Consider the following 15,752-nt stretch of genomic DNA (forward strand, 5'->3'; position numbering starts at 1 on the left):
ACCACTGTTTTTCCTGGACAGTTTGATGGCTTGATTTGACCCTGTTTTTCTATCCCAAAGAGCAACTGTGTCTGCAGGCAGGAATGGGCTGCACTATCCTCGAATTCACACTATGCAGACAAATGAGATTTTTTACCCCTGGAAGCGATGCTTGCTTTACCTGTCACAGGTTATAAAACAATTAGATTAGCATATTCGCGTCGTGTGGGAGGTTGATTTGTTCAAAATATCAGCCAAACGGCTTAGTTTGGCAATCTCATTTATTCTGCTGGCGTTTGCTGTGTATCTGCCAATTGAATTGCGTGAATGCGATCGTCTACTTGAAGAGAATGGGCCAGTTTTCATCTGCATTCCAATTGGCTTCTTAGCAATGCCCATACTAGTCATTTTTCTTGTGTTCTTAGTGATTTTTATCTTTTTCAAGAAAGTGGCAAGATAGATTGCTCGAGTGAAGTGAAAAGCCCCCCAGAACAATGTTCTTAGATTGTCTCGAGTAAGGCTCCAAGCGGACATTCCCTGATTTACATCCCGCCAACCGAGACCTGATAAATAATATTGAAGGCATCAATCGCAGGGCCCCCAGTCCTGCAAGGCCTTGGCTCGTGGCTGTACGGAACGGATGATCTGCTCGCAAAAGCCGCTCACGGAGCTGGTCTGTATGTCTTGCGAACTGGTTCGCCGATATGTCAGCCACCGCGCCTCAAGGGCTCATTACGGTCAATGACATGGATGAAGTTGACGTGTCGGAGCTATTGCTGTTCGTATCAAGATTTGTCTCTTGAGAAACAAATTGGAAATATGCAAGCATATTTCCAATTGATGATAAGACTTGCAAAAGAGATTCATGATGACGCCTATTACAGATTTGAAGCTGTGGGACGAAGTTGCCGTTGCGGAGCAGCCCGGATAGGAAGATCGAGCTTCAATTTTTTCTCACTTCATTCGGCCAAAAGACAGGATCATGGATCTTGGCGCCGGAAATCAGAAGCTGAGAAAATATATTCCCGACAATTGTGACTATGTGCCAGTGGATTGCACCGACAAGCTCGCAAATACCTTCGTTGTCGATTTCAATGATGAGTTCAGGCTACCTGAGGGCAAATTTGATGTAATCGTCTCCCTTGGCTTCGTTGAATATCTGGTCGACCTTGATGATTTTATGGATAAATTGTCGACCCATTCTGACGGAACCTTTTTCCTCTTCACCTATGCCTATTTCAAGGACAATCCCGGCAAAGGCAAGTTCAAAAAATTGAACAAGCTACGCACCTTTGATGAGGTTCAGGAGAAATTTTCGAATTATCTCGAAGATCTGCGCCCGATCCTGCATCTGAAGAAGGCAGCGTTGTTTTCCGGCACCCTGACGTCAAAGCGAACAAACAAGCCCACGCTGACCAAGTCATTAAATGACTCTTTGCCGCTGCCAAAATTTCGCGATTATCTCTTCACGAGAAGATAGGGCGCATTAACTTTTTCCAAATGGAATCCGATGGCATCTCAAAGCGTCATTCTCGCCCCGAAAGGACGAATGGTGTTTGAGATGTGCCGGTGGGTTTGTGTCCACGAACACTGATCCGGCGAGTTGCTATCCGTGTCCGGATGCCTAGAGGCGATGACCAACGGCGAGCTTCATCCGGACGGGCGCAGTTTTCCGATAACCCTCGGCGCCAAACCGTCACTCTCGCTTCCGTCAAGCCAGAGTCCCGCCAACCCCAGCCATCCATGACAAAATATTTTCTACAAATTAAAATCCATCGCGCGTGAAAATAAAAATATTTCCAACACAGCAGCCAAATGGGGTCATATTTTTTAAAACAGAAACCAAACTCGCACAACGATATCTTGAGCGAAAAGCCCTGTTGCCGGTATTTTGTCGACCAACAAATATCACACTCGAAGGGCTCAAGACCTCATGAAGAAAACGATCCTGGCCGCTGTTGGCGCTGCTCTCCTCCTTACTGCTCCCGCTTCGGCAAGCGATGCACCAAAGGAAATCCTCAACGTCTCCTACGACATCGCCCGTGAACTCTATGCGGCGATCAACCCCAAATTCCAGGCCTACTGGAAAGAGAAATCCGGTCAAGACATTGAGATCAAACAGTCTCACGCCGGTTCTTCCAAACAAGCGCGCGCCATCATGCAGGGTCTGAAGGCCGATATTGTCACCTTCAACCAGGTGCTCGACGTGCAGGTGCTGGCCGACAAGGGTGGCTTTGTCTCCAAGACCTGGCAGCAGGACCTGCCCAACAACGCCTCGCCCTACTACTCCCTGCCCGCCTTCCTTGTGCGTGATGGCAACCCGAAAGGCATCAAGGACTGGAACGATCTGGTCCGCGATGACGTGAAGCTGGTCTTCCCGAACCCGAAAACCTCCGGCAACGCCCGCTACACCTATCTGGCGGCCTATGCCTATGCGCTGGAAAACAACGGCGGCGATGACGCCAAGGCGCGGGAATTCGTCGGCAAGCTGCTAAGCAACGTTGCCGTGTTCGACACCGGCGGCCGTGGTGCGACCACCAGCTTCGTCGAGCGTGAAATTGGCGATGTGTTGATCACCTTCGAGGCGGAAGTGGAAAACATCCGCACCCAGTATGGCACAGACAAGTATGAGCGCGTCGTACCGCAGACCTCCCTCCTGGCCGAGTTCCCGGTAGCGCTCGTGCAGAAGGTGGCCGAAAAGCGCGGAAGCGTCGATGTCTCCACGGCCTATCTGGACTATCTCTACAGCGAAGAAGCGCAGGATATCATCGCCTCCTTCAACAACCGCGTGCACAATGAAACCGTCAAGGCGAAATACGCCGCAAACTTCCCTGAAGTGCGCCTGATCCGTGTCGAAGACGTGTTCGGCAGCTGGGAAAAAGCCAACAAGACCCACTTCGCCGAAGGCGGTGTGCTGGATCAGGTCTTCACAGCCAAGTAATCCTCCCTCCCCCCACGATAAGCCGGTCTCGGGGCAGCCAATGCTCCGAGACCTTTTGCATCTTCAAGCAAGTCTCAAGGATCAGGCCTACAATGACCCGTTCAATCGCCGCTTCATCGCCCGGAAGATCGCGACCGATCCGGAAATCCCGGACTATCATGCCCGGCTTTTCCCTCACGCTGGGGACGTGCCTGCTGTTTGTCTGCCTGATCATCCTGCTGCCACTCAGCGGCCTGTTCTGGCAGATGAGCCAACTTGGTCTTGCTGACTATTTTTCCATCATCACGTCGGACCGCACCCTTGCCGCCTTCCGCGTCACGATCACGGCAGCGGCCTTTGCCACCATTTTCAATGCCGTGTTCGGACTGCTGCTGGCCTATGTTCTGGTGCGCTATTCCTTTCCCGGAAAGCGCCTGCTCGACGCTCTGGTCGATCTGCCGTTTGCACTGCCGACAGCGGTCGCCGGGATTGCACTGGTGGCGCTCTATGACAAGAACGGCTGGGTGGGCGTTCTGTTGGAAGCAGCAAACCTCAAGGTAGCCTACACCTGGTGGGGCATCGCGCTTGCCATGATGTTCACCTCCGTTCCCTTCGGCGTGCGCACTGTCCAGCCCGTGCTCGAAAGCCTCCAGCCCGACACGGAAGAAGCCGCCCGCACCCTGGGCGCCCGTGACTGGCAGGTCTTCCGCCACATCGTGTTTCCGCAGGTCTGGCCGAGCTTCATCACCGGAGCCTCTCTGGCTTTTGCCCGCTCGCTGGGGGAATTCGGCGCGGTGATCTTCATCGCGGGCAACATGCCCTTCAAGACCGAAATCGCCTCGCTGCTAATCATGATCCGGCTAGAGGAATATGACTACCCGGCAGCCAGCGCCATTGCGGGCACGATCCTGCTGATCGCACTCGCAGTGCTGGTTGCGGCCAATATCGCGCAAGCGCGCGCCACCAGACATCTGCACAAAGGGAGCGCCTGACCATGACCGTATCAACGAGCAGACCGGCGATCACCAACCCTAAGGTTCTGGCGCTGTTTCGCAAGCAGGCCCGCAAACGTGCCCTCTTGATCGCCATCGCCATCACCTTTGCGCTGATTGTCATGGCTCTGCCTGTGATCGCGATCTTCACTCGCGCCTTTGCCGAGGGGCTGGCGATCTACTGGTCCAACATTATCATGCCCGAAACACTGCACGCCATCTGGCTGACGGTGCTGACGGCGCTCATCGTGCTGCCCATCAACCTCGCTTTCGGCATCGCCGCGTCATGGGCCATCGTGCATTATCGCTTTCCCGGACGCCGGGCGTTGCAAACCATCATCGAGCTGCCTTTCTCGATTTCGCCCATCGTCGCCGGGCTCTGCTATTTGCTGATCTATGGTTCCATGGGGCTCGTCGGCAGTTGGCTGGATGGCTTCGACATCCAGTTGATGTTCAATCTCACCGGCATCGTGCTGGTCTCGCTATTCGTCACCTGCCCGTTCGTGGCGCGGGAACTGATCCCGCTGATGGAAATCGCCGGACAGGATCAGGAAGAAGCCGCCCTGACGCTCGGAGCAACCGGCTGGCAGACCTTTCTTCATGTCACGCTGCCGAAGATCAAGTGGGCGCTGCTCTATGGGGCCATTCTGGCCAACGCCCGCGTCATCGGCGAGTTTGGTGCGGTCAGCGTTGTCTCGGGCAACATCCGCGGCGAGACCATGACGCTGCCACTGCAGGTGCAGCTGCTCTATGACGACTACAATGCCACCGGCGCCTTCGCGGCAGCCACGGTTCTGACGGTGATTGCCGTCATCACGCTTGTTTTGCGCTCTGCCATCGAGGCACGCCACCCGCACGGGCACTAAGGAAAGACGAGGAAAAAGCCATGTCTCTACAGATCCGCGAGATCAGCAAATATTACGGCTCCAATCTGGTGCTTGATGCGGTCAGCCTTGACTTCAAGCCGGGCGAGTTCATTGCCCTGCTCGGGCCATCCGGCTCGGGCAAGACCACCCTTCTGCGCACCATCGCTGGCTTGCAGTTCGCCGAGGGCGGTTCGCTGCTGTTTGATGGCGAGGACATCACCGGGCTCGACGCCCGCAAGCGCCGCTTCGGCATGGTGTTCCAGAACTATGCCCTGTTCGAACACATGACGGTTGCCGATAACGTGGCCTTTGGCCTCAAGGTGCGAGATCGCAAGAGCCGCCCCTCCTCGGGCGAGATCGCCAAGCGTGTCGAAAACCTGCTAGAGATGGCCCAGATCAGCCATCTGGCGGATCGATATCCGGGCCAGTTGTCCGGCGGCCAGCGTCAGCGGGTGGCCTTGACCCGCGCTCTTGCCATTGAGCCAAGACTGTTGCTGCTCGATGAACCCTTCAGCGCTCTTGATGCCCGCGTGCGCAAGGATCTGCGCGCCTCCCTGCGCAGCCTGCAGCGACAGGTCGGCGTTGGCGCCATCCTCGTCACCCACGATCAGGAAGAGGCCTTCGAGTTGGCCGACCGCATCGCCGTGATGGCCGATGGCCGGATCGAACAGTTCGACACGCCCGCCAATCTGCTGAAGAACCCTTCGTCGCCCTTCGTCGCCGAATTCCTCGAAGGCTCGGAAGCCTACAACCATTCCGGCGCAGGCATTTGATGACACTTGCAGTAGAGCCCCCATAGGCAAACTTGCCAAGGTCAAACTCACTATGCTTAACGAAAAGAAAATAAACTATACATCTCAATATCTTAATTGGAACATATTGTCGCAGGACGGGAATGTATAACGAATCTTAGATTTCCATGGCTACAACCATTGATGGCCAGAACCGGTTTCAATAGGGGCTGGCTGAGTAAACCAGAGTATGGACATCAGCTCCGCCAGGCGCACCGGCTCGCATGAGCAAGCCGCCAGAGACCGAGCTGATGGACGATGGAAGAAGTCAATGGAAGAAGCGTTCGTCAGTTGCCTGAGCGAATATGGCATGGCTCCGGCAAAAGCCTATCAGCAGATAACGGAAGAACTGGCCGGAGACGGCAATCCCTATCAGGATCTGGGCAGCTTCACCGCCGTCCGGATGCAGCCGGAAGCCAACCGCCTCATCTGCGACACCCTTGGCAAGAATCTCGCCAACCAGAATGAATATGGTGAAACGACCAGCATTCACAAAAAGCTTGTCGCCACCATCGCCGACCTTCTCCACGCGCCCGACCCGGCCCATGCCGCAGGCACCTCCACATCGGGCTCGTCGGAAGCCTGTGCCATAGCCATGCTCATGCACAAGTGGCTCTGGCAGGCAGGAACCACGACCGAGAGCCGAAAGCCGCGCGGCATTCCCAATATCGTCCTTGGCACCAACGCCCATCTGGTCTGGCGCAAATTTGCCCTCTATCTGGGTGTCGAAGTGCGCGAAGCTCCCTTCGATGGCATCAACAATTATCCCCTAGGGGCCATGCTGTCGCTCATTGATGAAAACACCATTTGCGTTGTCGCCGTGATGGGCTCCACCTTCTCCGGCTTCTGCGATCCGGTGAAGGAGATCAATGGCGCCCTGATGGAAATGAACGCCCGCAACGGCTGGAACGTCGGCATTCATGTCGACGGCGCGATCGGCGGCTTCATCCTGCCCTTTGTCACCAACAGCCGGAAACCGGTGTGGGATTTTGCCCTGCCGCTGGTGCGCTCCATCAACCTGTCTGGCCACAAGTTCGGACTGGTCTACCCCGGTCTCGGCTGGCTCATGCTGCGCGATCAGACCATGATCCCCGAGCATATGAACATGACCGCCAGCTATCTCACCGGTAACACCCAATCCTATGCGATTTCCTTCTCGCGCTCGTCATCGCTGGTCATCGCCCAATATTTCAACTTCCTCCATTACGGACGGGCAGGTTATGGCGCAGTGATCGAGAAGTGCCTCAAGAATGCCCGTCATGTCGCCTCCGGCCTTGAAGCCATGGGCTGTTTCGAACTGATCAGCGACCTCACCCTGCCGGTGATCGCCTTCAGCTTCACCTCGGGTCTTGAAGGACGGGAAGCGGACTTTACCAGCGCCCTGCGATCAAAAGGCTGGATGCTGCCCTTCTACCAGATGCCCGCAGGCATAGAGTGCAAGGCGATGCGCATTGTCATCCGCGAAGACATGTCCCGTGAGCGGCTTGAAGCACTACTGACAGATATCGCCGAAGCTGTCGCCTCGCTCTCCCCCCAAACCTGTCTCTATCGGCAGGCAGGTTAGGAGGCCAGACATGACAACCCGTTTCCGCTCGCTTATGTCTCATCTGGTTCAGACGCTCGTCGCCCTGCTTCTACTGCTCTCGCCAACCTGCGCCGCAGAGCCGACGACCGCTCCTGCCTTCAAAGAGGCCACCAAGGCCAGTGTCGCCATCAACATCAACAAGATCTACGAGTTCAACGAACTCAACGAAACCTATGTCATCGATGGCTATCTGGTTGTTTCCTGGAAGGACAAGGCGCTGGCCGAGCGGATGCGATCAGGCGTGGCTCTTCCCGATATTTACGAGAATGACGCTATCGATGATCTCAAGGCCGAGGGCATCCGCATTCCCGCCATCGAGTTCATCAATGTCGTCGGTGACCGGAGCGTTGCCAACCGGCAGGTGGTGACCAGTGCCGATGGCACCGTGCTCTACAACGAGCGCTTTCAGGCCACCTTCTCGACCGCCATGGACTTCCGCAAGTTTCCCTTTGACACACAGAAACTGGCCATCGAGCTGGAGTCCTTCTCCTTCGACAAGACCCACTTCGAATTTGTCAACCCGAAGGTCTACCCGGAACTGGTCAATCAGGAGATGCTGGCCGAGTGGAATATCGTCGACAAACAGGTCGCCGTCACGGACCAGGACTATTCCCACCTCACAGAGGACGGCAGCAAGACCGAGTTTTCCCGCTACAATCTGACAATCACCCTTGAGCGCAAGTGCGATTACTACATCTGGAACTTCATGCTGCCGCTAATCCTGATCATCACCTCATCCTGGTGCGTGTTCTGGGTCGATGATTTCCTGACCAATATCTCGATCGCCTTCACACTGATGTTGACAGTGGTTGCTTTCACCTTTCAAGCGACCAGCCTGTTGCCCCGGCTGCCCTATACCACCTTCATGGGCATGCTCACGATCCTCGGTTATCTGAGCATCTTTGCCAGCATGGTGGTCATCATCGCCGCTGAATTGCTGGTCAGGAAATCCGATACGTTCGACAAGGCAAGGCTGATGCGGATGTCCCGCTATCTCTATCCGCTGAGCATCGTCCTCATCATTGCCTTCGAAGTCCGCTATTTCAACCTCTAGCCCGTTTAGAATTTGCCCATGGAAATCATCAAGACGCGCCCAAAGCTTGAGGCCATCATCCTCTCAAGCCTTGTGGTTTCCCTGATCTGCTTTCTGGCGTTTCTCATCTACAGCAAGTCCGAAGATGTGCTGGAGAAGGAAATCAAGATCGGCCTGCTCTCCAATGTCTCGGCGGCGGCAACAACCATCAACGGCGATCTGCACAGGACCTTCACGGCTAACACCGCCCACACCGATCCGGCCTATCTTTCCGCCATCGAGCCGCTGGAACGGATCCGGCAGGCATCCACCAACATCCGCTATATCTACACCAACATCCTCAAGGACGGTCGGGTCTATTTTGTCCTCAACCCGAGCCCCCAGAACGACAATGACGGCGACGGCCAGCCCGACCAACCGCCAGCACTAATGGAGCTCTATGACGACGCCGCACCCGAACTGATCACAGCCTTGAAAACCCAGACAACGGTGGTCTCCGACCCCTATACCGACAAATGGGGCACCTTCATCAGCGCCTATGCACCCTTCCATGACGCGGAGGGACGCTTTGTCGGCGTACTGGGCATGGACCTGCAGCTCGATGATTTCTACCAGCGGATCTATCCCATCCGCCTTGCCTTTGAAAAAACCGCCTTCATCGTCATTTTCATCGGCCTGATCATCGGTCTGCTCACATGGCTTTCACGCAAATACACTGTCTGGCTTGCGGCCTCGAACGGTGCGCTGTGCAAAGAGCTGGCCCAGCACGACCAACGCCTCGCGACAACGACCAAGGGCTTCGTTTCACTTGTTGAAGCCATCGCCGAGCGGACGAAAGAAGCAGAAACGGTGCGCTGGATCAATGGCTGGCTTGCCTATCTCAAGGTGTCGTCCCAAAAGCCAACCGGTGAAGACAATTTCAATCTCGACACCCTGCTAGAGCGTGTCGCCTCCGCCGCTGTGCTGAAAGGTGGTGTGGAACTTTCAAGAGATGCCACGATCCCGCAAGTCCTTTCGAGCGATCAGGCATGCCTTGAAAAGCTGATTGTCGGCCTCGTCAGCCGTTTTCAGACCATCAGCAGGACTGGCAGGATAACCCTTGCGCTTCACCAACAGGCAGAAGGCGTCGGCGACATCCTGCTGCGCCTGACCATTAGCGCCCCCACGCTGGCCCATCCGCTCTCCGAGGCAGACAAGACACTTGCACCAGACCTCACGGCTGCGGCAAACACTGGCGTGGAAGATCTCGACTTTTTCACCTGCATCAAGATCATCCGCTCAATGGGCGGCAAGGTCCAGTGGCAACAGACGGGGGCAGCAACAGCGCTTGAGGTTGACCTCACACTCAGCAAGAGCCGCGAAACCCTACTTGATGAAAACAACCTTGCCGCCGACCTGAAAGCCGGGGTGGCAGCCGAATGAAACAGATCACACCCTTCATTCTGGTGCTCGCCGCCTTTGGTATTCAGCTCTCCTCAGGCATCAACTACATCACCTTTCCGCTGGTCCTGCAGTCGCAGGGCGTGACCAACGCACTGATCGGCTTCGTGATGTCATGCGACATCCTTGCCCTCATCGTCTTTTCCAGCCGCATATCCACGGTCGTCAAGAAATTCGGCGTCATCAACACCATCATCATCTGCTCGATCACCCGCTTCGCCGTGGTCTATTTCCTTTCGGGCAACGACATGATCATCGGCTGGATTGGTGGCATGTTTCTCTATGGCCTGACCACCAGCGCGCTGCTGGTCGTCCTGCAGACATGGCTCAACATGGTCTCGACCGGCAAGCTGAAGGGGTTGATCATGGGGCTCTATTCATCGGCCCTGTCATTGGGCGTTGCTCTTGCCCCTCTCCTGCTGCGCCTTACCGACATGCACAGTCACATGCCATTCCTCATGAGCGGGGTCATTTCGCTGGTCGTGCTGCTCGTCATGCTGACCGTGCTCAAGAGCCGCCCCTCCTTCCATACAGACAAGAAGGCCCGCATCGGCTTCGTGTTCAGGCATGCAAGGTTGATCATGCTCTCGGCTATCGTTGGCGGCTTCTGTTTCTTTGGCTTGCCGTCGTTCCTCACCATCTATGGCATCAAGAACGGCCTCAAGGCTGAAGATGCCGCGCTGCTGCTGACCATGTTCATGCTCGGCAGCGTGACACTCGGCATGCTGGTCAGCACGGCCTCCGCCTTCATAAACCACTATCGTCTGGTCTTCATCTGCGTCTGTACTTCGGTCTTCTGCGCCTCATTCCTGTCACTGGCCATCTACTCGCACCTGTTGGTGGCTCTGGGGCTGCTCTACCTCTGGGGCGGCTGCATGGGGGGCATCTACGCTCTTGGGCTGAACATCATCGGCGAACAGTTCCGGCAGGAAGACCAGATGTCCGCCAACATGACCTATACGCTGATGGACGCCATCGGCGGCATGGTCGGACTGTGCATCATCGGAACCAGCATGGACTTCATCGGTGCTGAGGGGCTTTCCTACACCATCGTGATCGCCGCCATGGTCTATCTGGTCTATCTCTTCACGGCACTGGGGTCCCGCCTCAACACGAAGGAAGCGGATGCAACGATCTGACCGCACAGCGTGAAGCAGTTGATAAAGTCAGACAGAACAAAGGGGCCTTGCGGCCCCTTTTTCGTTTCGTCTCAAATGAAACCGGAGTTCCTAGAGAACCTGATAGGTCTCGTCCAGAGCACTGAGGAACTTGCCTGCATGCTGGCTGAGATCATTGGACTGACCGCTCAGATGGCCGGACCGCTCGGAAACCAGTTTTGCCGCCGCCTCGGTTTCCCGTGCTGACCGTTCGACGCTCTGCAGAGCAGTGTTGATCTTCTCGGCGCCGCTGGAGGCCTGGATCACATTGTCGGCGATTTCCTTGGCCGCTGCTGACTGCTGCTCCACAGCCGTGGCGATAGACGAGGAAATGTCTGTTATGTGGGTGATCGTGCCTGCAATTTTCTCGATCGCGGAAACCGTCTGGCTGGTTGACGTCTGGATCGCCGAAACCTGGCCGGAAATTTCCTCGGTTGCCTTCGCGGTCTGGTTTGCCAGATCCTTCACCTCGGCTGCCACAACAGCAAAGCCGCGCCCGGCTTCACCGGCACGCGCTGCCTCGATCGTGGCGTTGAGCGCCAGCAGGTTGGTCTGTTCGGCAATTTCCTGAATGAGGCGAATGACATCACCAATGCGGCTTGCCGATGTGGCCAGTTCGCTGACCACATTGGTTGTTGCCTCAGCCTGTCCCGAGGCCTCGTGCACCACCTGGGTAGAGGTTGAAACCTGCCGCCCGATTTCTTCGATGGACGCGGAAAGCTCTTCGGTTGCGGCCTGAACAGAGCGCATATTCTCAACGGTCTGATTGGTCAACGAGAACAGCGCCGAGGTTTCACCACTGGTACGGCGGGCATCCCCGATCATCTGCTCGGCAGTCCCCTGCAAGTCGCAGGCAGCAGTTTCGATAGACTGGACCACATTACCAACACTGTTCTGAAAGGTTCCGGACAGAGCCTGAAACTTTCGGTTCTGATTGAATGCGGCTTCACTGTTCTCGGCATCCTGCAACACGGCGCAGGCATAGGGCACGCCGTCAATCACAGCGATTGACACATCGGTCAGAGCACCAAAATTGCTGCCATCAGCCTTGTTGTAGATGATGCGACCCGACCACTTGCCGCGCTTGCTGATCGCATCCTCAACCATCCGGGTCATATCCAACACCGGTTTGCCGCCATATTGTTCCTTGGCCAGAAGCTGTTCAACCCGACGGCGCTGAACAGCCTCAAGAGACGGAAAGCCGGATGCCGATAGAAAGGCCTTGTTGGCGTAGACGATACCTTGGCGACCGGGCGCCAGACAATTCATGTAAACTCCGGATGGAGATTCACCCATGGCAATAGCCACCAGATCATTCATGGAAGGTCCGGTCGCTGCCTTCTTTTTCCCTAGCCCAAACATCGCTCTACTCCCGCGCAACCGCGCACAATCGGATTGTTTGGGTGCAACCATGCAACTGCACCATTTGACAACAGGTTAACCATGAAGTCGCAAGTTTTGCGATAAACAGAAAAGTACAAAACCATGCCGCGCGTTCTTGACGCAGCGAGTTTTGGCAAGAAAGAGAAAGTCTGAATGTGACGCTACGAAGCGTCGACACACCTAACGGCAGCGGGAATGCGGCAAGGAAAGTGGCTCCGACCAAACCTATCGGTGTTTGCCCGGCGCTGATAACACGATGGGGTGCACCCGGCACTCTCGCAGAACAAGAGCATCAAAGAGGCACCCCATCACCAGTCCCCCCACGGGAACTCTTTAATCCTGATCCGGCTTTAAAAGGCAGGCCAAACACCAAGCTTGTTCAAGCCCAATCTGGCATGCACAAACTTGCAAAGCCCACTTTTCTGCAAATTCAGCTAGGATTATTAGCAAAAGAAGGTCAACCGCACTAGTACATTTAACAATACAACTCTAACACAGAATTTGTGCAAAGCGCCCCAAAAGGCTAGAGACTGATGAAATTTCAGTCATTTGGTCATATATTATGCGGATCCATGCCTGCTCAGAAAGCCGTGCAAAGATAGAGGGAAATGGAGATCGCTATCAGGAAACCAGACTCCGAAGAGCCCTATCGGGACAGCGCGTAGGTTCGCATGGCCTCATCCATCAGCAACTTCTGCTGATACTCGATGGCAGGCATCACGATCATATCGACGATTTCGACGATCTTTGATTTGTCCGGTTGCTGCCAAGTCATGAAAAACTCGCTCCGCAACAGGTCAAACGGCAAATGCTTGAGCCGTGCAGGCAATGGCTGCGAGCTGATTTCACCGCGCTCCACAGCCCTGAACAGAATCCTGTCGAGCACAGAGTTGCTGGCCAAGGTGATTTTTTCCCTCAGATCGACTGGTCGAACGGACGTCTCCCGATAGTATTCAACCATCTGCGAAGCGAGGATCATCATCATGTGGCCGCGCATGTTGCAGACCTCATCCAGCAAACTGACAAGATCATCCCTTAGCGATCCCTGATCTGGAACAGCCGGCCTGTTTTGCTGAAAATAATGCAACAAGGCAGCTTCAAAAAGCTCGATCTTGTTGGACCAGCGCCTGTAGACAACAGACCGGCTGGTCTGGGCGCGCTTGACGACGCCTTCCACCGTATAATGCTGGAAACCGTGAACGACCACTTCCTCCCAGGCCGCGTCCAGAATGGCATGCTCGAGTGCTTCGCCTCGGCGCCTTGTCTTCTTCTCGCTCACATCTTCCTCCGCTAACCAAACACAGCATTGTCACTTTGCGAATGCGACCACCTGTGGGGTTAGATACGGTCTGGTTCCCTATATTACAAGATTGTCAAACCCGACAATTCGCATTCAAAGGTACAAATGCCAATAATGTGATCGCGACCACCGATCGCAAACCCCAAAATACGAAAAGCACGCCGCCTAAGCAGCATGCCTTTCATCATTGACCGATTATTCCGGCTTTGAGCCTGAAAGCTATCCTCTCAAAGCTCCCTAGCCCAAGGCGGATTGGCTCCCTTGCGCGATACGGTAACGGCAGCAACCTTGGCTGCAAAGGCCATGGCGTCAGCAATCTGGCTGTCGGAAATACCCTTCAGTGCCGCCTTGTCGAGCAGATCCATCTCGTGGAGCTTGGCCAGAATGCCAGCATTGAAGGTATCCCCAGCCCCAACAGTATCGACCACGGTGACCCGCTCGGATGCAACGGATATCTCTCGTCCATCGGCAAGATAGGCCGTCGCGCCATCGGCTCCCCTGGTGATGAGGACGATGGATGGCCCAAGGGCCTTCACTTCTGCCACCTGCGCAGCCATGCCCTCAAGGTCAGGGAAAAACCACGCAAGGTCTTCATCCGACAGCTTGACGATGTCACTGTGCGAAATCATCGAACGGATACGAGTACGATAGACATCGGCATCTTCGATGAAACCTGGCCGCACATTCGGATCGATCATGATGACATGTCCCTCAGCCTCGCGAAGAGCCAGCGCCTCATAGGTGCGCGCGCAGGGCTCGACAGCCAGACTGATGCCACCGAAGAAAAGCGCATCGATGGACGCGGGTACCGCCCCCACATCCTCGATCGAAAACATGCGGCCCGCTGAATTCTCGTCATAAAAATGATAGGTGGCGTGACCATCGACCAGTTTGACGAAGGCCAGCGTGGTCGGTCGCTTGCTCAGCTTGCAAAGGCTTGCCCCGACGCCGCTTTCATCCAGCGTTCTGGTGATCTGCTCACCGAACAGATCAGACGACAACCCGGTCAGGAACTCGGTGGCCACCGACAGCCGGCCCAGCGCGATGGCCGTGTTGAACACCGCTCCGCCGGAACAGGGCTGATAGGCCAATGCACCCCCCTCGCCCACGACAGGTATCATGTCGATCAGGGCTTCCCCGCAGCAAATGATCCTCGCCTCTTTGCGCACGATCCAACTCCTCCATAGTCAACTGTTTTGTCTTGTCACGCGTGATCCTGCCACCCCACATCATGGAAGCTGATTTGCGGCTCCTGAATGATCTGTGACACTCCGGTCGCGCTTCCATCAAGGATGGACAGCAGGGTCTGCCCCATCAGAACCCCGGCCTTTTCAACATTCTCATACATCCGGTCGAGATCGGGAGAGATCTGCTCCAGAATGGCGTTGTTCGTCTTGACCACCGCCTGATAATGCACCTTGCGCCTCAGGCCGACACTGCGCAAGCCGGCATTCAGCGCCAGATAGCTGGCCTCGCCCGGAAAGATGAAACCATGCCGGTCCGTATCCTTGCGATCGGACAGCAGATCGATGGCCCACGAGCGAATGGCCTCCAGATTGGAATCGAGCGTCACCACATCGGGGATGACATAATCAAGACCCCCTTCGCGGACGGCCCGCATAAAGCCATAGCGCAGATGCTGGTGAAAGGTGAAACCTTCGGGCGGCAGAACGATAGACAGCCGGTTGCAGCCGATTGCAGCGAGCCGGTTCGCTGCCTGATAGGCAAAAGCCTCGTTGTCAAAGTCGACATAATTGTGCTGCTGGGAAAAATCCGTCCGGCCATGACTGATGAAGGGAAAGTTGTTTTCCATCAGAAAGCGGATGCGCTCATCGAAATTGCGGGTCCGCGTCAGCACCAGCCCGTCCGCCAGACCGTTCCGCACCACATGCTTGATCGGTGCCATTTCGTCACCGTTGGCAAACATCGGCGTCACGATGAGGTGGTAGCCCGTTCCGGCCAGCGACCGGGTCAATCCCTCAATCATGCTGCTGCCGAAACCAAAAAGCTCATCGTGTGAGCTCAGCACCAGACCGATCACCCGCGTCTTGCCGGTTCTGAGGCGCTGGGCAGCCCGGTCAGGCACATAGCCAACTTCTTCGGCAACCTTTGCCACCTGCTGCCGCGTCGCTTCAGCGATCTTGGGGTCTCCCTTGAGCGCACGGGACACGGTGGTCACCGCCAGCCCCATGATTTGCGCAATGGTTTTCTGTGTTGGCTTGCTAGACCCTTGCTGCATGAGATCCCTTTGACAACGCATGGAAACGGGACGACCGAAATTAAGACGTAACCTTCAGGTCAGGCAG

13 protein-coding genes are annotated in these 15,752 nt (G+C 55.7%); 9 read left to right on the forward strand and 4 right to left on the reverse strand.

The genetic code is table 11. The features are described from left to right. The first annotated feature begins 940 nt into the window (after window positions 1-940). From DSL70_RS10360 to DSL70_RS10400, 9 genes are all read left to right on the forward strand, one after another. Window positions 941-1,459: a class I SAM-dependent methyltransferase gene (locus DSL70_RS10360; protein ID WP_425359356.1), complete on the forward strand. Its 519-nt coding sequence runs from the start codon at window positions 941-943 to the stop codon at window positions 1,457-1,459. Window positions 1,460-1,912: 453 nt separating this feature from the next. Continuing rightward, on the forward strand, window positions 1,913-2,920 hold the full coding sequence (gene cysP, locus DSL70_RS10365; RefSeq protein ID WP_119307806.1) for a thiosulfate ABC transporter substrate-binding protein CysP: 1,008 nt from the start codon (window positions 1,913-1,915) through the stop codon (window positions 2,918-2,920). Between the two features lie 158 nt (window positions 2,921-3,078). Further along, on the forward strand, window positions 3,079-3,891 hold the full coding sequence (cysT, locus tag DSL70_RS10370; RefSeq protein ID WP_245418154.1) for a sulfate ABC transporter permease subunit CysT: 813 nt from the start codon (window positions 3,079-3,081) through the stop codon (window positions 3,889-3,891). Window positions 3,892-3,893: 2 nt separating this feature from the next. After that, window positions 3,894-4,757, forward strand: a complete 864-nt coding sequence (gene cysW, locus DSL70_RS10375) for a sulfate ABC transporter permease subunit CysW (RefSeq protein WP_119307808.1) — start codon at window positions 3,894-3,896, stop codon at window positions 4,755-4,757. A 20-nt stretch (window positions 4,758-4,777) separates the two neighbouring features. After that, window positions 4,778-5,530 carry an ABC transporter ATP-binding protein gene (locus tag DSL70_RS10380; protein ID WP_119307809.1) on the forward strand — a complete coding sequence of 251 codons (753 nt, stop codon included), beginning with the start codon at window positions 4,778-4,780 and terminating at the stop codon, window positions 5,528-5,530. A gap of 289 nt (window positions 5,531-5,819) precedes the next feature. Beyond that, entirely contained in the window at window positions 5,820-7,112 is a 1,293-nt protein-coding gene (gene gad / locus DSL70_RS10385) for a glutamate decarboxylase (RefSeq protein ID WP_162916552.1), read from the forward strand. Window positions 7,113-7,122: 10 nt separating this feature from the next. Beyond that, window positions 7,123-8,187, forward strand: coding sequence for a ligand-gated ion channel (locus DSL70_RS10390; protein ID WP_119307811.1), 1,065 nt, complete (start codon window positions 7,123-7,125; stop codon window positions 8,185-8,187). Between the two features lie 18 nt (window positions 8,188-8,205). After that, the gene (locus tag DSL70_RS10395) at window positions 8,206-9,588 is read left to right on the forward strand and encodes a PDC sensor domain-containing protein (RefSeq protein ID WP_119307812.1); all 1,383 of its coding nucleotides are present in this window, start codon (window positions 8,206-8,208) and stop codon (window positions 9,586-9,588) included. Further along, window positions 9,585-10,745, forward strand: coding sequence for an MFS transporter (locus DSL70_RS10400; RefSeq protein WP_119307813.1), 1,161 nt, complete (start codon window positions 9,585-9,587; stop codon window positions 10,743-10,745). The genes DSL70_RS10395 and DSL70_RS10400 overlap by 4 nt, the downstream gene beginning before the upstream one ends. 90 nt (window positions 10,746-10,835) lie before the next feature. Here the strand turns inward: DSL70_RS10400 and DSL70_RS10405 are convergent, their stop codons facing one another. The 4 genes from DSL70_RS10405 to DSL70_RS10420 all read right to left on the reverse strand — a co-directional run bounded on the left by DSL70_RS10405 (window position 10,836) and on the right by DSL70_RS10420 (window position 15,685). Continuing rightward, window positions 10,836-12,083, reverse strand: a complete 1,248-nt coding sequence (locus tag DSL70_RS10405; RefSeq protein ID WP_162916553.1) for a methyl-accepting chemotaxis protein — start codon at window positions 12,081-12,083, stop codon at window positions 10,836-10,838. 709 nt (window positions 12,084-12,792) lie between these two features. Then, complete coding sequence (locus DSL70_RS10410) at window positions 12,793-13,425, reverse strand: TetR/AcrR family transcriptional regulator (RefSeq protein WP_119307815.1); 633 nt, start codon at window positions 13,423-13,425, stop codon at window positions 12,793-12,795. 248 nt (window positions 13,426-13,673) lie between these two features. Continuing rightward, a complete protein-coding gene (locus DSL70_RS10415) occupies window positions 13,674-14,615 on the reverse strand; it encodes a carbohydrate kinase family protein (protein ID WP_280955349.1) in 942 nt (313 codons plus the stop codon). 35 nt (window positions 14,616-14,650) lie between these two features. Then, on the reverse strand, window positions 14,651-15,685 hold the full coding sequence (locus DSL70_RS10420) for a LacI family transcriptional regulator (protein WP_245418155.1): 1,035 nt from the start codon (window positions 15,683-15,685) through the stop codon (window positions 14,651-14,653). Window positions 15,686-15,752: the final 67 nt, after the last annotated feature.

This window comes from Cohaesibacter haloalkalitolerans, assembly GCF_003574655.1.
Lineage (GTDB): Bacteria > Pseudomonadota > Alphaproteobacteria > Rhizobiales > Cohaesibacteraceae > Cohaesibacter > Cohaesibacter haloalkalitolerans.